Genomic DNA, 16,832 nt, shown 5'->3' on the forward strand with positions numbered 1-16,832 from the left:
CCTCCCGACACGATCCATGGTCACAGCAGCATCCGCAGCGCGCGCCAAGAGCGCCGCCAAGGAACAGATCTTCGAGTGGGAGGGCAAGGACAAGAACGGCAAGCTCGTGCGCGGCGAGATCCGCGCCGGGGGCGAGGCCGTCGTCAACGCCAGCCTGCGCCGCCAGGGCATCCTGGTCACCAAGGTCAAGAAGCGCCGCACCTCGGGCGGCCGTTCGATCAAGCAGAAGGACATCGCGATCTTCACGCGCCAGCTGGCGACGATGATGAAGGCCGGCGTGCCGCTCTTGCAGGCCTTCGACATCGTCGCGCGCGGGGCGGCCAACCCGCGCATGACCAAGCTGCTGACGGACATCCGCCCGGACGTCGAGACCGGCACCAGCCTGTCGGCCGCGTTCCGCAAGCAGCCGCAGTACTTCGACTCGCTGTACTGCAACCTGATCGAGGCCGGCGAGGCCGGCGGCATCCTGGAGGCGCTGCTCGAGCGCCTGGCGATCTACCAGGAGAAGACGATGGCGCTGAAGCAGAAGATCAAGTCGGCGCTGATGTACCCGATCGCCGTGATGGTCGTCGCCTTCGTCGTGCTGACGGTCATCATGATCTGGGTGATCCCGGCGTTCAAGGAGGTCTTCCGCTCCTTCGGCGCCGACCTGCCGGCACCGACGCTGTTCGTCATCGCGATGTCCGAGTTCTTCGTCGCGTGGTGGTGGGCGATCTTCGGCCTGATCTTCGGCGGCACCTACTTCTTCTTCCAGTCCTGGAAACGCTCCGAGAAGATGCAGATGGTCATGGACCGGCTGCTGCTGCGCCTGCCGGTGTTCGGCGCGCTGATCGAGAAGTCGGTCATCGCACGCTGGACACGCACGCTGGCGACGATGTTCGCCGCCGGCGTGCCGCTGGTCGAGGCACTCGACTCCGTCGGCGGCGCCTCGGGCAACGCGGTCTACGCCCGGGCCACCGAGCAGATCCAGAAGGACGTCTCCACCGGCTCGGCGCTGACCACCTCGATGACCGCGACCTCGGTATTCCCGACGATGGTGCTGCAGATGTCGGCCATCGGCGAGGAGTCCGGCTCGCTGGACCACATGCTGGGCAAGGCGGCCGAGTTCTACGAGGAAGAGGTCGACGACATGGTCAAGGGCCTGTCCAGCCTGATGGAGCCCTTCATCATCGTCATCCTGGGCGTGCTGATCGGTGGCATTGTGGTCTCGATGTACCTGCCGATCTTCAAGCTGGGCGCCGTCGTTTGATCCCCGCCGACTGGAGCGCGGCGCTGCCGCTGGAGCTGCTGCTGAGCCCCTGGCTGCTGGCCCTGTTCGGGCTGGCGGTGGGCAGCTTCCTGAACGTCGTCATCCACCGCGTGCCGCTGATGCTGGAACGCCAGTGGTGGGCCGACGTCGCCGGCCAGCTGACCGACCGCGACTCGTTCCGCCGCGTCTTCGGCGCCGACGCACCGGCCGGGCTGGCGCAGGCCGGGCTGGGGCTGGAGAAGAAGCTCGAAGGCCTGGCGCCGCTGACGATCTCGCGACCGCGTTCACGCTGCCCGTCCTGCGCGCATCAGATCCGCTGGTACGAGAACGTGCCGCTGGTCAGCTGGCTGGCGCTGCGCGGCCGCTGCTCGGCCTGCAAGGCGCGCATCCCGGTGCGTTACCCGCTGGTCGAGCTGGCGACCGCGGCGCTGTTCGGCCTCGTCGCCTGGCGCCTGGGCGCGCAGCCGGCGGTGCTGCTGTGGTGCGGCGCCGTCGCCGTGCTGCTGGCGCTGGCGCTGATCGACTGGGACACGACGGTGCTGCCCGACGGCCTGACGCTGCCACTGCTGTGGGCCGGGCTGGCCACCACCGCGCTCGGCTGGCTGCCGGGGCAGACGCTCGCCGAGGCGATCGCCGGCGCGGCGGTCGGCTACCTTTCGCTGTGGTCGGTCTACTGGCTGTTCAAGCTCGCCACCGGCAAGGAAGGCATGGGCTACGGCGACTTCAAGCTGCTGGCCGCGCTCGGCGCCTGGCTGGGCTGGCAGGCCATCGTGCCGATCGTGCTGATGGCCTCGGTCATCGGCGCCGTCGTCGGCCTGGGCATGAAGGCCACCGGCTCGCTGCGCGAAGGCCGTTTCGTGCCCTTCGGGCCCTTCCTGGCCGGCGGCGGCCTCGTCGTGCTGCTGGCCGGCCGCGAGACCGTGCTCTCGTGGATCGGCTGGGCCTGACGCCCGGGCCACGCCGCTTCGGCCTGACCGGCGGCATCGGCAGCGGCAAGAGCACCGTCGCGACGCTGCTGGCCGGGCTCGGCGCCGTCATCGTCGACACCGACGCGATCGCGCGTGAACTCACGGCACCCGGCGGCGCCGCGCTGCCGGCGCTGGCCGCGGCCTTCGGGCCGGAGATCGTCGGCGCCGACGGCGCGATGGACCGCGAGCGCATGCGCGCCATCGCTTTCGCCGATCCCGGCGCCAAGCGCCGGCTCGAAGCCGTGCTGCACCCGATGATCGGCGCCGAGGCGCTGGCGCGAGCCGCCGCGGCCGGCGCCGCGCCGGTCGTCTTCGACGTGCCGCTGCTCGCCGAATCGGCGCACTGGCGCGCACGCTGCGACCGCATCCTCGTCGTCGACTGCCACGAGGACACCCAGGTGGAGCGCGTGAAACGCCGTTCGGGCTGGAGCGAAGACGCCGTGCGCCGCGTCATCGCCCAGCAGGCGAGCCGCGCCGCGCGCCGGCGCATCGCCGACGCGGTCATCTTCAATGACGGGATGGCGCTCGGGGAACTGGCGGCCGAAGTCCGGGCGCTTTGGGCGCTGTGGAACAATGGCCCGCACTGAGCATTCCCTCCACGAAGAGCGCCGCCTTTGGTCCTGTACGAGTACCCGTTCAACGAGGGCATCCGCACGATGCTGCGGCTCGAACACCTGTTCGACCGGCTCGGGCAGCTCGTCGCGCGCGACGCGCCGGTGGACCACCACTTCGCGCTGGCGACGATCTTCGAGATCATGGACGTCGCTTCGCGCGCCGATCTCAAGAGCGACCTGCTGAAGGAGCTCGAGCGCCACCGCAGCCAGCTGCAGTCCTACCGCGGCAACCCGTACATCTCCGAGGCCGCGCTCGACCAGATCGTCGGCCGCATCGACACCGCCTTCAGCGGCCTCAACCAGCTCCAGGGCAAGGCCGGCCAGGCGCTGCAGGGCAACGACTGGCTGATGGGCATCCGCAGCCGCATCGGCATCCCCGGCGGCACCTGCGAGTTCGACCTGCCCTCGTACTACGCCTGGCAGCAGCTCGACCCGGCCAAGCGCCGCGCCGACCTGATGGGCTGGATCGCGACGCTGTCGCCGCTGGCCGAGGCGCTGCAGGTGCTGCTGGGGCTGCTGCGCGACAGCGGCGTGGCCCAGCGTGTCGTCGCCGCCAGCGGCCAGTACCAGCAGAGCCTGCCGGCCGGCCGCACCTACCAGCTGATGCGCGTGCGCCTGGACGCCGCCGACGGCCTGGTGCCCGAGATGACCGGCCACCGGCTGATGGTCGGCGTGCGCCTGATGCGTCCCGACGCCGACGGCCGGCTGCGCCTGGCCGCCGAGGACCGCGACTTCGAACTCACCCTCTGCGCCTGACCCGTTTTCCTGCCCTTCTCCCGTGACCGCTGCCCGCCTCGTCCCCTGCCCTGCCTGCAAACAACCGGCGCCGTACGCGCCGGAGAACCGCTGGCGCCCGTTCTGCAGCGAACGCTGCCGCAGCCTGGACCTGGGCGCCTGGGCCAGCGAGAGCTACCGCGTCGCCGCCGCGGCGCCGCCCGACGCCGGCGACGACACGCCGAACCCGCCGACAAGCCACTGAGACGGGACGTGCAAGGCCGGAAGGCCTCGCACGCCAGACTCAGGCTCGAGCGCGATTTCACGCGCGAGGGCTAAGGCCCCCGCTGTCGGTTTTGTCGCGAAGAGCACAGCCGACCGACGCCCCACACCTGCCGCAAGTCCTTGATCCATAAGGGATCGAGGCATGGCACGGCTCTCGCAGTGCAGGCTCGTCCTCAACCGACGGGCCCGCCATGAGCCACACAGCCTTCATCTCGATCGGTGACCTGCGCCGCGGTCGGCCCGCCCTCGGCGACGCCGTGCCCGCCAGCGCTGGCGGCTGCAGCAGCAGCGGCGGTGCCGGCAAGTCCGGCTGCGGCTCCTCGGCCGGCCCCGAGGACATGCCGGCGGCCGTCTGGGAGAAGGTCAAGAACCATCCCTGCTACTCCGAGGAAGCGCACCACCACTTCGCGCGCATGCACGTCGCGGTCGCCCCGGCCTGCAACATCCAGTGCCATTACTGCAACCGCAAGTACGACTGCAGCAACGAGAGCCGCCCGGGTGTCGTCAGCCAGAAGCTGACGCCCGAGCAGGCGGTGAAGAAGGTGCTGGCGGTGGCCAGCGCGATCCCGCAGATGACGGTGCTGGGCATCGCCGGCCCGGGCGACTCGCTGGCCAACCCGAAGAAGACCTTCGAGACCATGCGCCTGCTGCAGCAGCACGCGCCGGACATCAAGCTCTGCCTGTCGACCAACGGCCTGGCGCTGCCCGACTGGGTCGACGAGATCGTCCAGTACAACGTCGACCACGTCACGATCACGATCAACATGGTCGACCCGGCGGTGGGCGAGCAGATCTACCCCTGGATCTTCCACGACCACCGCCGCATCACCGGCCGCGAGGCGGCGCGCATCCTGCACGAGCGCCAGATGCTCGGCCTGGAGATGCTCAGCGCGCGCGGCGTGCTGGTGAAGGTGAACTCGGTGCTGATCCCCGGCGTCAACGACGAGCACCTGATCGAGGTGAACCGGGCGGTCAAGGCGCGCGGCGCCTTCCTGCACAACATCATGCCGCTGATCTCGGAGGCCGAGCACGGCACCTTCTACGGCCTCACCGGCCAGCGCGGCCCGACAGCGCAGGAGCTGAAGGCGGTGCAGGACGCCTGCGCCGGCGGCGCCAACCTGATGCGCCACTGCCGCCAGTGCCGCGCCGACGCCGTCGGCATGCTCGGCGAGGACCGCAGCGACGAGTTCACGCTGGAGAAGATCGAAGACCTGGCCGTCGTCTACGACCTGGACAAGCGCCGCGCCTACCAGCAGCAGGTCGAACTGCAGCGCCAGGCCCAGCACCAGGCCAAGGTCGACGCGCTGGCCGAGGCTTTCGACGCCGGGCTGGCCGACGACGGGCTGAAGGTGCTGGTGGCCGTCGCCAGCGAGAGCCAGGGCCGGGTCAACCAGCACTTCGGCCACGCCACCGAGTTCCAGATCTACGAGGTCGGCGCCGGTGCCGCGACTTTCGTCGGCCACCGCCGCGTCGACCTGTACTGCCAGGGCGGCTACGGCGAGGACGAACAGCTGCCGTCCATCGTCCAGGCGCTGGCCGACTGCCACGCGGTGCTGGTCGCCAAGATCGGCGCCTGCCCGCGTGACGAGCTGAAAGCCGCCGGCATCGAGCCGGTGGACCGCTACGCCCACGAGTTCATCGAAAAGGCCGCGCTGGCCTGGTTCGCCGACTACCGCGAACGCATCGCCAGCGGCGCCGTCGTCCACCAGCCGCGCGGCGACGCGCGCATCCGCCAGGGCGCCTTCACCGGTACCGGCGCCGCCGCGGCCTGATCCCTGCCCCACGAGGAGAACCCCATGGCCCTGAAGATCATCGCCTCCATGTGCTCCGGCTGCTCGGCCTGCGAAGCCGAATGCCCGAACAACGCCATCCGCGAAAAGGGTGGCACCTTCATCATCGACCCGGCCAAGTGCACCGAGTGCGAGAGCCACTTCGACGCTCCCCAGTGCATCGCGGTGTGCCCGGTGGACAACTGCATCAAGAAGGTCTGACGATGGGCGCGGCGAACGTCGTCGTCACCCCGGCCGCCGAGAAGTTCATGCGGCGGCTGCTGCGCCTGTCGGAACATCCGGCCGGCGGGTTCCGGCTGACGGTGACGCCGGGCGGCTGCTCGGGGCTGTCGAGCAGCTTCAGCCTGGACGCCGCGCCGCAGGACGGCGACGCGGTGCTCGAGGTCAACGGCCTGCGTGTCTTCCTGCCGGCGGCCAGCGCCGCGCTGCTGGAGGGCGTGACGGTCGACTTCGCCGACACGCCGACCTCCAGCGGCCTGCGTTTCCACGACCCGAAGCAGGCCGCCTGCGGCTGCTCCAGCGCCGGCGCGGCGCCGCCGGCCCAGGCCAGCGTCTCGCTGGACTCGCTGCGCCGCATCCAGCGCGCCTAGGTGGGCATGGCGATGACGGCCGACGGCTTCGACGACGCGGTGCTCGGCCGCGGCCTCGACGCCGCCACCGAGGCCGCGCTGGCCGAGGCCGGCCGCCTGCGCAGCCTGGACCCGCCGGGCGCGATGGCCGCGCTGATGCGCGCCCTGACGCTGGCGCCGGGGCATCCGGCGGTGCTGATCGCCTTCTACCGCCACCACTTCTTCGGCCACCGCCCGGCCGCGGCGCGCGACGTCGCGCGCCGCGCGCTGGTCGTCGCGGCACGTGCGCTGGGCCTGCCGCCGGTGTGGCGCGAACTGCCGCGCCGCCCGCTGCCCGGCGCCCGCGACGACGCCGGCACACGCTTCCTGCTCTTCCTGCTGAAGGCTTACGCCTACCTCAGCCTGCGCCTGGACGACCCGCTCGAAGCGCGGGACGCGCTCGCCGTGCTGCGCGCGCTGGACCCCGAGGACCACGTCGGCGGCGCCCTGCTGGAAGCCGTGCGCGTGCGTGCGCTGGTCGGAGAAGACCCCGACGCCGACGGCCTGCCGCCGGCCACGGGCGCCGCCGCCTGGGCGCGCGCCGCAGGCGAGAGCGCCGGAACCGCGCGATGAACGCCGCCGAGCGCGCCGGGAGCGACATCCCCGCCCGCCGCTGGGACGGCCAGGCCATCGACTGCGCCGCCTGCCCGCACACCACGCTGCGCGCCGCGGGCGGCTGCGAGCCCGGCCACGCCTGCCTGCAGGACGCCTACGCGCGCCGCATCGACCGCTTCCTGCGCCGCCACCCCGGCCTGGCCAACGGCTCGCTGGGCCATCCGTACTTCGAGGTGCGTGCGATCGCCGCGCGCCACGCCGACGTCTTCCACCTGCCGGCGCTGATGGCCGACCCCGACGAGACGGTGCGCCTGCAGGCCGCGCTGCGCCTGCCGCAGCGCCTGCTGGGACGGCTGCGCGACGACCCGCACCGCGAGGTGCGCATCCGCGTCGCCCAGCGCCTGGCCGAAGCCGAGCTGCCGACGCTGATGCACGACCCCGACTACGAGGTCCGCGCCACCGTCGCGCGCCGCCTGCCCGAGGCCCTGCTGCCGCTGATGATGGGCGACGCCGACCTGCAGGTGCGGCGCATCGTCGCCGAACGTGTGCCCATGCCGGCGCTGTGGCGCCTGGCCGAGGACGCGGAGCCCGAGGTGCGCAGCATCGCCGCCGAGCGCCTGCCGGCCGCGCTGCTGGAGCCGCTGGCGCGCGACGAGGACTGGCTGGTGCGCCATACCGCCGCCGGCCGCGCCGTCGGCGAGGTGCTGCAGCGCCTGCTGCTCGACGCCGAGCCGCCGGTGCGCGAACGCGCCGCCGAACGCCTGCAGGAACTGGAGGGCCGCCGCCATGGCTGACATCGTGCGCGACGACGACGAGGTCGAACTCGCGGGGCCGCCGCGCTTCGAGATCGGCGAACGTGTCGCCGCCCGCATCAAGGTGCGCAACGACGGCACCTTCGGCGGCCGCGACATCGGCGAGGTGCTGGTCGAGCGTGGCGACGTCGGCTACGTGCGCTCGATCGGCAGCTTCCTGCAGCAGTACTACATCTACACCGTCGAGTTCGTGGCCAGCGGCCGGCAGGTCGGCATGCGCGCCAAGGAGCTGTGCACGCTCGACCATCTGCCGCCCGAGGTGCTGGCCCGGCTGGGCGAGCGCGCCGGGCAACTCGACGACCTGCGCTGAGGACCCACGATGCTCGATCCCCGCCTGCCGCGCTACCAATGGGGCCAGGAAGTCCTGGCCGCCGTCGACCTCTACAACGACGGCTCGGTGCCCGAAGCCGAAGAGGACCAGCTGCTGATCGTGCAGGGCGGCCCGGGCGAGATCGTCCAGGTCGGCCACCACGCCGAGGCCAACGTGCCGCTGTACATGGTCGACTTCGGCCTGTGCGTGCTCGGCTGCCTGGAGGAGGAGATCGTGCCGGTCACCGAGGCCGAGGCCGGCGGATGAACGCCGCCGTGCGCCGCCCGCCCGTCGAGCGCGGCCCGCGTGCCGCCGTCGTCGCGCTGGACGCCGCACGCATCGAACGTGCGCTGGCCGCCCGCAGCCGCTACCGCTACGTGCGCCCGCGCCTGGTGGCCGAAGGCGCGGGCTGGAAGATCCTCAGCGCCAACTGCTCGCGCAAGGTCGACCCCGAAGGCGGCGAGATCGCCATCGCCTGGTTCGAGCCCGACGCCAGCGGCCGCTGGCGGCTGCACGCACGCGACCACGTCGAGGGCCGCTGGACGCTGGTCGGCGAGGGCCTGACGCTGGAGGCCGCGCTGGCCCAGGTCTGCCACGACGAGACGCGGGTCTTCTGGCCGTGAGCGTCTACCTCGACCACAACGCGACCACCGCGCCGGCGCCCGAGGCCGTCGCGGCGATGCTGCACGCGCTCGAAGTCGCTTGGGCCAACCCCTCGTCGACGCACGAGCCCGGCCAGCAGGCGCGCCGGCTGCTGGCCGACGCCCGCGCCCGCGTCGCCGCCTTCCTCGGCTGCCAGCCGGCGGAGCTGGTCTTCACCAGCGGCGCGACCGAGGCCAACCACGCCGCCGTGCACGCCGCGCTGGCGGCGACACGCGGCACCGGGCGCCAGCGGCTGGTGCTGAGCAGCGTCGAACACCCGGGCCTGATGGCACTGGCCGCACGGCTGGAGGTCGAAGGCGTGCCGGTGACACGGCTGCCGGTCGACGCCGACGGCCGCGTCGACCTGGCCGCGGCGCAAGAGGCGATCGCCGCCGACGTCGCGCTGGTCAGCGTGATGGGCGCCAACAACGAGACCGGCGTGCTGATGCCGGTGGCCGAACTGGCCGAGCTGGCGCACGCCGCCGGCGCCCGGATGCACGTCGACGCCACCCAGCTCGCCGGCAAGGCGGCGCTGGACTTCGCGGCGCTGGGCGCCGACCTGATGAGCGTCTCGGCGCACAAGCTGTACGGGCCCAAGGGCGTCGGCGCGCTGGTGGTGCGCAAGGGCTTCGCGCTGGCGCCGCTGCTGCCCGGGCGCCAGGAGCGCCACCGCCGCGGCGGCACCGAGAACCTGCCCGGCATCGCCGGCTTCGCCGCCGCCTGCGACCGCGCCGCGGCGACGCTGGCCGCCGACGTCGAACGTATCGCCGCGCTGCGCGACCGGCTGGAGGCCGGCTGCGCCACGCTGCCCGGCGTGCAGATCTACGGCCGGCGCGCCGCGCGTGTCGCCAACACCTGCTGCCTGCGTTTCAGCACGCTGGACGCCGAAGTCGTGCTCGGCCGGCTGGAGCGCGCCGGCGTCGTCGCCTCGTCGGGTGCGGCCTGCGCAGCCGGCGGCACCCAGCCGTCGCACGTGCTGCTGGCGATGGGCGAACCGGCGCTGCACGCACGCGCCGCGCTGCGTTTTTCGCTCGGCCGCGACAGCACCGAGGCCCAGGTGCAGCAGGCGCTGGACGCCGTGCACACCGCCATCGCCCCCTTGCTGCAGGACGCCGTGGCGGCGGCCTGCCCCTGAATCCACGATTCCACGACTGGAGCCGACGATGAAAGTGATGATGCGCCGCAATTCCGCCGGGGTCCTCTCGGCCTACGTGCCCAAGAAGGACCTGGAGGAGCCCGTGGTCGCGCAGGAGAAGCCGGGCCTGTGGGGCGGCACCGTGACGCTGGGCAACGGCTGGGTGCTGTCGCTGCCCGAGATGGCCGAGACGACGACGCTGCCGATCACCGTCGAAGCCAAGAAGCTGGCGGAGGACTGATGGACGCCGCCACGCTCGCCGACGCGCTGGCGCTGGCCGAGGCGGCGCCCGACCTGCGGGCCGCCGCCACGCGGCTGCGCGAGCGCCTGGCGCCGCTGCGGGTCGTCGTCGTCGACGCCGTCGACCTGCGCGACGAGACGCCGGCGGCCGCCGGCGAACGCTGCGCGCTGTTTCTCGGCGCCTCCGACGGCCACTGCTGGCAGGTCACCGCCGACCCGGCCGAGGCCGCCGCCGTCTTCGTCGCCGCACGGCGCTGAACCGGAGATCCGCGATGACCCACACGACGATCGACACGCTGCCCGAGGCCGTCGCCGCCGGCCTGGCCGCCGGCACGCTGTGCCCCTACCTCGGCCCCGGGATGCTGGCACTGTGCGACGGCCCGCGCCCGCCGGCCGACACGCTGGCGCTGGCGGCGGTGCTGACGGCGCGCGTCTCGGTGCCGGCCAAGATCCGCAACCGGCTCACCGCCGCGGCGCAGTTCATCGAGAACTTCAAGCACCGCAAGACGCTGGTCAACGCGATGGACCAGGCCTTCGCCGCGCCGGCCGCGCCGTCGGCGCTGCACCGCTGGCTGGCGGCGTTGCCGGCGCCGCTGATCGTCGACTGCTGGTACGACGACACGCTGCGCCGCGCGCTCGCCGCTCGCGAGGACTGGGCCGAGGTGCAGGGCCTGGCGCAGAGCGAGCACTTCGGCACCTGGACCGGCTGGTACCAGGCCGACGGCACGGCGGCGGCACAGCCGTTGGACGCGCCGACGGTGTTCTACAAACCCTGGGGCGCTCGCTCGCCGGCGTCGAACTACCTGATCTCGGACTCCGACTTCGTCGAGGTGCTGACCGAGATCGACATCCAGACGCCGATCCCGGCCGTCGTGCAGCAGCGCCGCGCGGCGCTGGGTTTCGTTTTCCTCGGCTGCCGCTTCGACGACCAGCTGCCGCGCGCCTTCGCGCGCCAGGTGATGAAGCGCAGCGCCGGGCCGCACTACGCCGTGCTGCCCGAGCCGCCGACACGCATGGAGCAGCGTTTCCTGGACGAGCAGGGCATCGTGCGCATCGCGCTGCCGCTGGCCGAGGTGGCCGAGGCGCTGACCGGCGTGCCGCAGCCGGCCTGAGCCGTGTACCACCAGGCGCTGTACGCCATCGTGATGGACGCCGGCGCCGCGGTCGGCGAGCTGACGCGTGCGATGCAGGGCGAAGACGAACTCTTCGCCAGCCCGCGCACGCTGGCCGCCGTCGAGGCCCAGCTGCTGACGATGGCCCACACGCTGGGCAACCTGACGCCGGTGCTGCGCGACAAGTTGGCGCTCGCCGACTGGGCCGGCTGGCAGGCGCTGCATACGGCGCTGCGCAATGGCCACGAGCCGCGGCGCGAAGCCGTCTGGTACGCGGTCAGCGCGCTGGTGCCGCAGACGATGGGGCTGCTGGCGGCGCTGCGGCGGCGGGAGCCGGTGTGGTTCGAGAACGGGTATTGAGGCGGGGCGCTTCGTCAGCTGCGAGGCGCCTCCCCGCGGCGCTCAGAGGTACTCGTCCTTCAGGACCGCGGCGTCCGCCACCAGCCGCGTGAGCCGCCGGGCCTGTCCCGCCACGAAGCCGGCGATGCCCTGGACGAAGGCACGCTCGGCCGTGCCTTCGTAGGCGGCGTCTTCGGCCTGAGTCGCCGCCGCGGCTTCGGCCAGCCTGGCCAGCCGCTGGCCTTCCCGGCGCATCAGCTTGCGGTCGATGCCGCAGCGTGCGGCGAAGTCCGCCAAGGCGAAGGGCGACAGCTCGGCGTGGCTGAACACGTCGCCGTAGGCCATGGCCAGCTCGGTGTCGAGCCCGTCGTACTGCAGGACGCTCACCAGGTCGTACCAGGGCGTCGGTTCCAGCAGGCCGCCCGGGCGCACGAAGAACGAGAAGTTCTTGCCGTGTGCGTCGCTGTTGCCGATCAGGAACTGGAACAGCGCCCAACGCAGCATGGCCAGTCTGGCGGCCGCCTTGTTGGCCGTGAGCTCGGCGCAGCCGAACAGGCGCTCGAAGCCGACGCCGTCGCGGATGTGGCGCACCGCCTCGGCGCTGCCCAGGTTGCGCTCGTACTTGTAGGCGACCGGCAGGTCGCAGGCCTGGCAGGCGTCGATGATGTGCCGACGGCGGACCTGGGGCTGGCCACCGGCGTCTTCGAGCTCGCGGTCGAAGCGCCGCACCACCAGCACCGGCCGGGGCGTGCGCAGCAGCCCCACCTCGGCCGCCGGCAGACCCATGCGTCGGGCCAGCGACATGCAGAAGTGTTCATTGACCGCCAGGTGCGGCGTCTTCGGGTTGTCGGTGTCGGGCTTGAGGATGTGCGTCGAGGCCAGGCGGTGCCCCTCCACCAGGAAGAGCCGCCCGCCGTCGTCGAGCGGCCGGTCGAGGTAGACCAGCAGCTTGTCCTGCAGGCCGGCCACCGACATGCGGACCTTGCCGTCCCACACCGTCAGCGGCACGTGCGCGCGCTCTGCGATGCGCCGGTCGAGTTCCTGTCGGGAGACTTCTCGCAGCACGGGTTCGCCCGCCGGCTGCGCCGCAGCAGCATCGCCCGTGAAGCGCAGAGCGCCCGCCGTCTCGGCGCCCAGGGCCCAGATGAGACCGAAGACGTTGGTCTTGGCCAGGCCGTTGTAGGCGACCGCCACGTCCAGGGCCCGGCCTTCGGGCAGCAGGTGCTCGATGAAACGCTTGATGGACGCGGACGGGTAGTCGGCCGGCGGACGCGTCAAAGGCAGCGCCGGTGACAGCGGGTAGGACTGGGCGTCGGCGACCCAAGGCGCGGCATAACTCAGGCTCCAGCGGTCGTCGCGTCCCTCGTGTTCGAGGGTGGCAACTCGGCTGTCGTCGGCCCAGACCTGCAGTGCGTGGCTCATGCCCTCCACCTCAGGCCTTGCCGTCGCCGGCCGGCGCCGGCGGGCAGTGGCCTGCCGCCTCGCGGGCCCAGGGGTGCTCCTTGGGCAGCACCATCAGCGCCAGGCCCAGACCGTCGAGCACGGCCAGCGCCTTGTCCAGGCGCACCGAGCCTTGGCCGTTCTCGAGCCGGGACATCAGGTCCACCGAGACGCCCAACAGACCGGCGGCATCGTCGATGCGCAGCGACTGCGACTTGCGGCGCTCGCGCACGACCGGGCCCAGCTCGGGAGCGGAGTTCAGCAGGGTCGGGCTGCGGCTGGAGGTGTCGCTCATTTCGGAGTTCCAGTTGGGAGCCCCGGCGAGCGGGCCTCCGTGACGGAATTTCTGCCACTCCGAAATATTAGCGGCTTTGCGGCCATTCATCCCCAAGAGTATCGGAAAATCAGAAACTGCCGGTCCCGATGGCGCAACAGGTGATGTGTTTCTGTTAATCCGAAGCACATTGCAATCGGAGAGTGCCCCCACGCTGTCCTCCCCACTGTCCGCGAGGACAGCGGTCACACGTCCACCGCCCCTTCACTTCACCAACTTCGCCCTCTCCCCCGCGCTGTAGTGGCTGAAGTGCCCCTCCTTCGCCGCCGCCCGGCGCGCCAGCGCCAGCTTGCCGGCGGTCTGGCCGTGCGGCGCGATGCGCGACACCAGGCGTTCGGGTTCGCCGGCGCCGCATTGCGGGCACTGCGGCACGGTGCTGCTGCGCACCAGCAGTTCGAACTCGTGGCTGCAGGCGGGGCAGCGGTATTCGTAGATCGGCATCGTGGTCTCCAGGATCAGGATTCGGGGCTGGCGCAGTGGCCGCCGGGCGAGACGCAGACGTCCAGCCGGCCGGGCGGCGCGTCGGGCAGGCCGACGAAGGCGTGTACCTCGGCGGTGTCGAAGCCGACCAGCGTCGCGCCGTCTTCGCGGCGCAGCAGCGGGCGGCGGATCAGCAGCGGCTCGGCCAGCAGCAGCGCCAGCGCGGCCTCGGCGTCCAGCGTGTCGCAGTCGAGCTCGCCGCTCTTGATGCGCGGCGCCGAGCGGTTGAACCACGCCGCCGGCGGCAGCGGCGCCAGGAAGGCGAGCAGCGTCTCGCGTGTCCAGGGTTCGGCCAGCAGGTTGCGGCGCTCCAGCGTGTGGCCGGCGGCCTCCAGCGCGGCGCGCTGGCGGGCGTTGCCGCCGCAGCCGGGTTTCTCGAAGAAGGTGATGCGGGCCATGTTCGGTCCTCGGGTCAGCGCGGCGCGTCCAGCGCCAGCGCGACGAGCGCGCTGGCCTGTTCGACGACCGCGTGGCGGATGTCGGGTTTCAGACGTGTCAGCCACTCACGCGGCAGGCGGCTCGCGCCGCAGCGTGCGCCGGCCAGCATGCCGACCAGCGCGCCGTTGGTGTCGGCGTCCTCGCCCTGGTTGACGCAGTCGACCAGCGCGTCCTCGAAGCCTTCGCGCGTGCTGAAGAAGTGCAGCACGGTCTGCATCGTGTCGACGACGTAGGCGCTGGCGCGACCGCGGTAGGGCGTGAAGCGGAACTTGGGGTGCGCGTCGACGATCGCGGCGATGCGTTCGGCACTCTGCGCCGGGCGGTCGCCCAGCAGCAGGCCCTGCAGCAGCCGGCCCAGCGCCAGCGTCGCGGCGTCGGACAGCGCGTGGTGGTGGGTGACTCGCGCCTGGGCCAGCGAGACACGCTCGAACAAGGCGTCGTCGCCCAGCGTCGCCAGCGCCACCGGCAGGTTGCGCATCGCCGCGCCGTTGCCGCCGTCGCCTTCGTTGTACGGGCCTTCGAGCGAACCGTCGGCCAGAAAACGCTGGATGCCGCGGCGGCAGGTGTTGCCGCAGTCCACCGGCCTGGAGCGCAGCCAGCCGACGAAGGCCTCGGCGACCAGCCGCGTGTCCCAGGGCCGGCCTTCGGCGGCGCCGCGCAGCAGCGCCGCACCCAGCGCCAGGCTCATCGTCGTGTCGTCGGTGACTTCGCCGGCTTTCAGCTTCAGCCAGCCGCCGCCGACGATGCGCCGGTGCACGCCCCAGCGGTGCACGATCTCGCGCGGCGTCATGAACTCGACCGTCGCGCCCAGCGCGTCGCCCAGCGCCAGCCCGAGGTAGGCGCCGAGCGCACGGTCGGCCACCGCGGCCAGGCCACCGGCGGCGGTGATGCGCCCGGCCAGGGCCTCACTCATAACTCACCTTCAGCTCGTAGAGCCCGCCGATGGCCAGCACCTCGCCTTCGGCCTGCAGCGAACGCGTGCTCAGCACGCCGGGCACCAACAGCAGCTTGCACAAGGGCACCCGCGCCTCGAACACCCAGTCGCCGAAGCAGCCGGCCTGTTCGCGCGAACGCGAAAACGAGACGATGTTGTTCAGCCGCACCGTGCAGCGGCGCTCGCGCAGCGAGCCGGCGACGATCTGCTCCTCGACGTTGGAGCTGCCGCGCCACAGCGTGACGTGCGGGCCGGCGCCCATCGGCTCGAAACGCGCCAGCATCCATTGGCAGTACTCGAACACCAGGTCCAGCTGCTGCCAGATGCAGTTGTTGTGGAAGCGGCTGCCGGCCTTCTCCTCCAGGTAGCGCATCCAGGCCGGCGAGGGGTAACGCGCCAGCGGCTCGCGGTGGTAGGTCGGCACCAGGCCGAAGCGGCTCTCGACCCAGCCCTTGAGCACCGCGCCGGCCGGGCTGTTGCTGTCCAGCACCCAGCCCTGCATCAGCTTCAGGTAGCTGGTGCGCCAGCGGTGGCGCTCGGCCTCGCCGGCGTCGGCCGCCGGCGCGCCGAGGCCGAAGCCCAGGCTCATGTAGTGCTGGAAGACCTCGCGCGCCTGCTCGGCGTCGGGGCAGCGGCCGAGCAGCGCGAACAGCCCCGGCTGCGTCTCGCGCGCCCCGGCGATGCGCAGTGGCTGCGGGTGCGTGTTGAAGGCGAGGCTGGCCAGCACTGGCGCCGGGATGCCGACCAGGTTGGTCGTGTACCAGCGCTCGGGGTGCGGATCGTGGCCCTCGGGGGCGGTCACCGCCGCCCCCGGTCAGACCGGGCGGTTCTCGTACGGGTTGCGCACCGGGCCCATCAGCGCCAGGCCTTCCTCGTAGCTGATCTTCGGGAAGCTGTCCTTGAAGGCCAGCGCACGTTCGGTGACGGCGTCGGTCTTGCCGGCCGTGTCCAGGCGCTTCAGTTCGGTCTTCTCGAGGTACAGCAGCTCGAGCATCTCGTTGTAGACCGTGGCCTCGTCGATCGGCAGCACGTAGAACGTGGCGCCGCCGTACTCGACCTGGTAGCGCTTGGACAGGTCGATGTTGTCGCAGAACAGGAAGTACTTGCCCTGGGGCGACAGCGCCTCGCCCAGCACTTCGGCGACAAGCTTCAGCGACTCGAAGGACAGCAGGAAGCCGCAGAGGAAACCGATCTGCGGCTCGCCGGCGTTGGCCGCGGCGATGACCTGCTCGCAGGCGATCTCGGGCGGGCGCGCCTCGTCGGCCAGCTTGGCCTGGAACTTCAGCGCCAGGTCACCGCGAAAGCCGAAACGGCCGGCCTTGTGCGTCGGCGCCTTCAGCACGCTGTTGAACAGGCGGCCTTCGGCTTCGAGGCGGGCGAAAGCGGTGTCTTGGATCGAGAGGGTCATCGGGGTCTCCGCAATGGAAGGTGGCGAACGGGAAGCACCGGCGGCGCCTTCGGCGGACACCGCATCACCCACAGGACAGCAACACCCGTACCACGCCGATTCGCCCCCGATTTCGTCGTGAACCTCACGCGCCGGGGCGCTGCGGCGCCACATCCGGATGCCGCCGACACCCGGCTTTGTCGTGTTTCGGACATTCGACACCGGCCGCCCAGAATGCCCGAATCGAGCCACTTTTCCTTTTCATGACAATCACTTAACGCAATCAGCCGAGGCTGGCACGGGGGTTGCGAAGTGCTGCTGGCGCTGAATGCCCGACCCGACCCGATGGCACTTCCTAGAAGAAAACCCAGCAGTCGAAGGCGGCAAGGAATTCGCGATCAGGCTTTCGCAGCCACTCGTTGATTCGTCTCGACCCCAAGCTCACT

25 protein-coding genes are annotated in these 16,832 nt (G+C 71.7%); 18 read left to right on the forward strand and 7 right to left on the reverse strand.

Annotated elements, in window-relative coordinates:
• The first annotated feature begins 16 nt into the window (after positions 1–16).
• From EV684_RS17955 to EV684_RS18040, 18 genes are all read left to right on the forward strand, one after another.
• Positions 17–1,249, forward strand: a complete 1,233-nt coding sequence (locus tag EV684_RS17955) for a type II secretion system F family protein (protein ID WP_132648666.1) — start codon at positions 17–19, stop codon at positions 1,247–1,249.
• Entirely contained in the window at positions 1,246–2,196 is a 951-nt protein-coding gene (locus tag EV684_RS17960; protein ID WP_132648667.1) for a prepilin peptidase, read from the forward strand. Before EV684_RS17955 ends, EV684_RS17960 begins: the two co-directional genes overlap by 4 nt.
• Positions 2,178–2,804: a dephospho-CoA kinase gene (coaE, locus tag EV684_RS17965; protein WP_132648668.1), complete on the forward strand. Its 627-nt coding sequence runs from the start codon at positions 2,178–2,180 to the stop codon at positions 2,802–2,804. Before EV684_RS17960 ends, coaE begins: the two co-directional genes overlap by 19 nt.
• Positions 2,805–2,831: 27 nt before the next feature.
• Entirely contained in the window at positions 2,832–3,587 is a 756-nt protein-coding gene (zapD, locus tag EV684_RS17970) for a cell division protein ZapD (protein ID WP_132648669.1), read from the forward strand.
• A 22-nt stretch (positions 3,588–3,609) separates the two neighbouring features.
• Positions 3,610–3,810, forward strand: a complete 201-nt coding sequence (locus tag EV684_RS17975) for a DNA gyrase inhibitor YacG (RefSeq protein ID WP_132648670.1) — start codon at positions 3,610–3,612, stop codon at positions 3,808–3,810.
• A gap of 211 nt (positions 3,811–4,021) precedes the next feature.
• On the forward strand, positions 4,022–5,602 hold the full coding sequence (gene nifB, locus EV684_RS17980; protein ID WP_132648671.1) for a nitrogenase cofactor biosynthesis protein NifB: 1,581 nt from the start codon (positions 4,022–4,024) through the stop codon (positions 5,600–5,602).
• 24 nt (positions 5,603–5,626) lie between these two features.
• Positions 5,627–5,821: a 4Fe-4S binding protein gene (locus tag EV684_RS17985; RefSeq protein WP_132648672.1), complete on the forward strand. Its 195-nt coding sequence runs from the start codon at positions 5,627–5,629 to the stop codon at positions 5,819–5,821.
• A gap of 2 nt (positions 5,822–5,823) precedes the next feature.
• Positions 5,824–6,210 carry a HesB/IscA family protein gene (locus EV684_RS17990; protein ID WP_132648673.1) on the forward strand — a complete coding sequence of 129 codons (387 nt, stop codon included), beginning with the start codon at positions 5,824–5,826 and terminating at the stop codon, positions 6,208–6,210.
• A gap of 6 nt (positions 6,211–6,216) precedes the next feature.
• Positions 6,217–6,801: a hypothetical protein gene (locus tag EV684_RS17995; protein ID WP_242478458.1), complete on the forward strand. Its 585-nt coding sequence runs from the start codon at positions 6,217–6,219 to the stop codon at positions 6,799–6,801.
• Positions 6,798–7,577: a 4Fe4S-binding leucine-rich repeat protein gene (locus EV684_RS18000; RefSeq protein WP_132648674.1), complete on the forward strand. Its 780-nt coding sequence runs from the start codon at positions 6,798–6,800 to the stop codon at positions 7,575–7,577. The genes EV684_RS17995 and EV684_RS18000 overlap by 4 nt, the downstream gene beginning before the upstream one ends.
• A complete protein-coding gene (locus tag EV684_RS18005; RefSeq protein WP_132648675.1) occupies positions 7,570–7,905 on the forward strand; it encodes a nitrogen fixation protein NifZ in 336 nt (111 codons plus the stop codon). The genes EV684_RS18000 and EV684_RS18005 overlap by 8 nt, the downstream gene beginning before the upstream one ends.
• Before the next feature lie 9 nt (positions 7,906–7,914).
• Entirely contained in the window at positions 7,915–8,172 is a 258-nt protein-coding gene (locus tag EV684_RS18010) for a nitrogen fixation protein NifZ (protein ID WP_132648676.1), read from the forward strand.
• Positions 8,169–8,528, forward strand: a complete 360-nt coding sequence (locus EV684_RS18015) for a DUF3024 domain-containing protein (RefSeq protein WP_132648677.1) — start codon at positions 8,169–8,171, stop codon at positions 8,526–8,528. Before EV684_RS18010 ends, EV684_RS18015 begins: the two co-directional genes overlap by 4 nt.
• Positions 8,525–9,682: a cysteine desulfurase family protein gene (locus tag EV684_RS18020; RefSeq protein ID WP_132648678.1), complete on the forward strand. Its 1,158-nt coding sequence runs from the start codon at positions 8,525–8,527 to the stop codon at positions 9,680–9,682. The genes EV684_RS18015 and EV684_RS18020 overlap by 4 nt, the downstream gene beginning before the upstream one ends.
• A gap of 28 nt (positions 9,683–9,710) precedes the next feature.
• A complete protein-coding gene (nifT, locus tag EV684_RS18025) occupies positions 9,711–9,923 on the forward strand; it encodes a putative nitrogen fixation protein NifT (protein ID WP_132648679.1) in 213 nt (70 codons plus the stop codon).
• Positions 9,923–10,180: a hypothetical protein gene (locus tag EV684_RS18030; RefSeq protein WP_132648680.1), complete on the forward strand. Its 258-nt coding sequence runs from the start codon at positions 9,923–9,925 to the stop codon at positions 10,178–10,180. Before nifT ends, EV684_RS18030 begins: the two co-directional genes overlap by 1 nt.
• Positions 10,181–10,194: 14 nt before the next feature.
• Positions 10,195–11,034: an SIR2 family NAD-dependent protein deacylase gene (locus EV684_RS18035; protein ID WP_132648681.1), complete on the forward strand. Its 840-nt coding sequence runs from the start codon at positions 10,195–10,197 to the stop codon at positions 11,032–11,034.
• 3 nt (positions 11,035–11,037) lie between these two features.
• Positions 11,038–11,394: a hypothetical protein gene (locus EV684_RS18040; RefSeq protein WP_132648682.1), complete on the forward strand. Its 357-nt coding sequence runs from the start codon at positions 11,038–11,040 to the stop codon at positions 11,392–11,394.
• Positions 11,395–11,436: 42 nt separating this feature from the next.
• Here the strand turns inward: EV684_RS18040 and EV684_RS18045 are convergent, their stop codons facing one another.
• The 7 genes from EV684_RS18045 to EV684_RS18075 all read right to left on the reverse strand — a co-directional run bounded on the left by EV684_RS18045 (position 11,437) and on the right by EV684_RS18075 (position 16,407).
• Positions 11,437–12,795 carry a HipA domain-containing protein gene (locus tag EV684_RS18045; protein ID WP_132648683.1) on the reverse strand — a complete coding sequence of 453 codons (1,359 nt, stop codon included), beginning with the start codon at positions 12,793–12,795 and terminating at the stop codon, positions 11,437–11,439.
• A 10-nt stretch (positions 12,796–12,805) separates the two neighbouring features.
• Positions 12,806–13,108, reverse strand: coding sequence for a helix-turn-helix domain-containing protein (locus EV684_RS18050; RefSeq protein WP_132648684.1), 303 nt, complete (start codon positions 13,106–13,108; stop codon positions 12,806–12,808).
• Positions 13,109–13,351: 243 nt separating this feature from the next.
• Entirely contained in the window at positions 13,352–13,588 is a 237-nt protein-coding gene (locus EV684_RS18055) for an FmdB family zinc ribbon protein (RefSeq protein ID WP_132648685.1), read from the reverse strand.
• 14 nt (positions 13,589–13,602) lie between these two features.
• Entirely contained in the window at positions 13,603–14,025 is a 423-nt protein-coding gene (locus EV684_RS18060; RefSeq protein ID WP_132648686.1) for an ArsC/Spx/MgsR family protein, read from the reverse strand.
• A gap of 14 nt (positions 14,026–14,039) precedes the next feature.
• On the reverse strand, positions 14,040–14,978 hold the full coding sequence (draG, locus tag EV684_RS18065; RefSeq protein WP_132648687.1) for an ADP-ribosyl-[dinitrogen reductase] hydrolase: 939 nt from the start codon (positions 14,976–14,978) through the stop codon (positions 14,040–14,042).
• Positions 14,971–15,801: an NAD(+)--dinitrogen-reductase ADP-D-ribosyltransferase gene (locus tag EV684_RS18070; protein ID WP_132648688.1), complete on the reverse strand. Its 831-nt coding sequence runs from the start codon at positions 15,799–15,801 to the stop codon at positions 14,971–14,973. Before EV684_RS18070 ends, draG begins: the two co-directional genes overlap by 8 nt.
• Before the next feature lie 12 nt (positions 15,802–15,813).
• Entirely contained in the window at positions 15,814–16,407 is a 594-nt protein-coding gene (locus tag EV684_RS18075) for a hypothetical protein (protein ID WP_132648689.1), read from the reverse strand.
• Positions 16,408–16,832: the final 425 nt, after the last annotated feature.

The organism is Rubrivivax gelatinosus, assembly GCF_004340905.1.
GTDB classification, from domain to species: domain Bacteria; phylum Pseudomonadota; class Gammaproteobacteria; order Burkholderiales; family Burkholderiaceae_C; genus Rubrivivax; species Rubrivivax gelatinosus.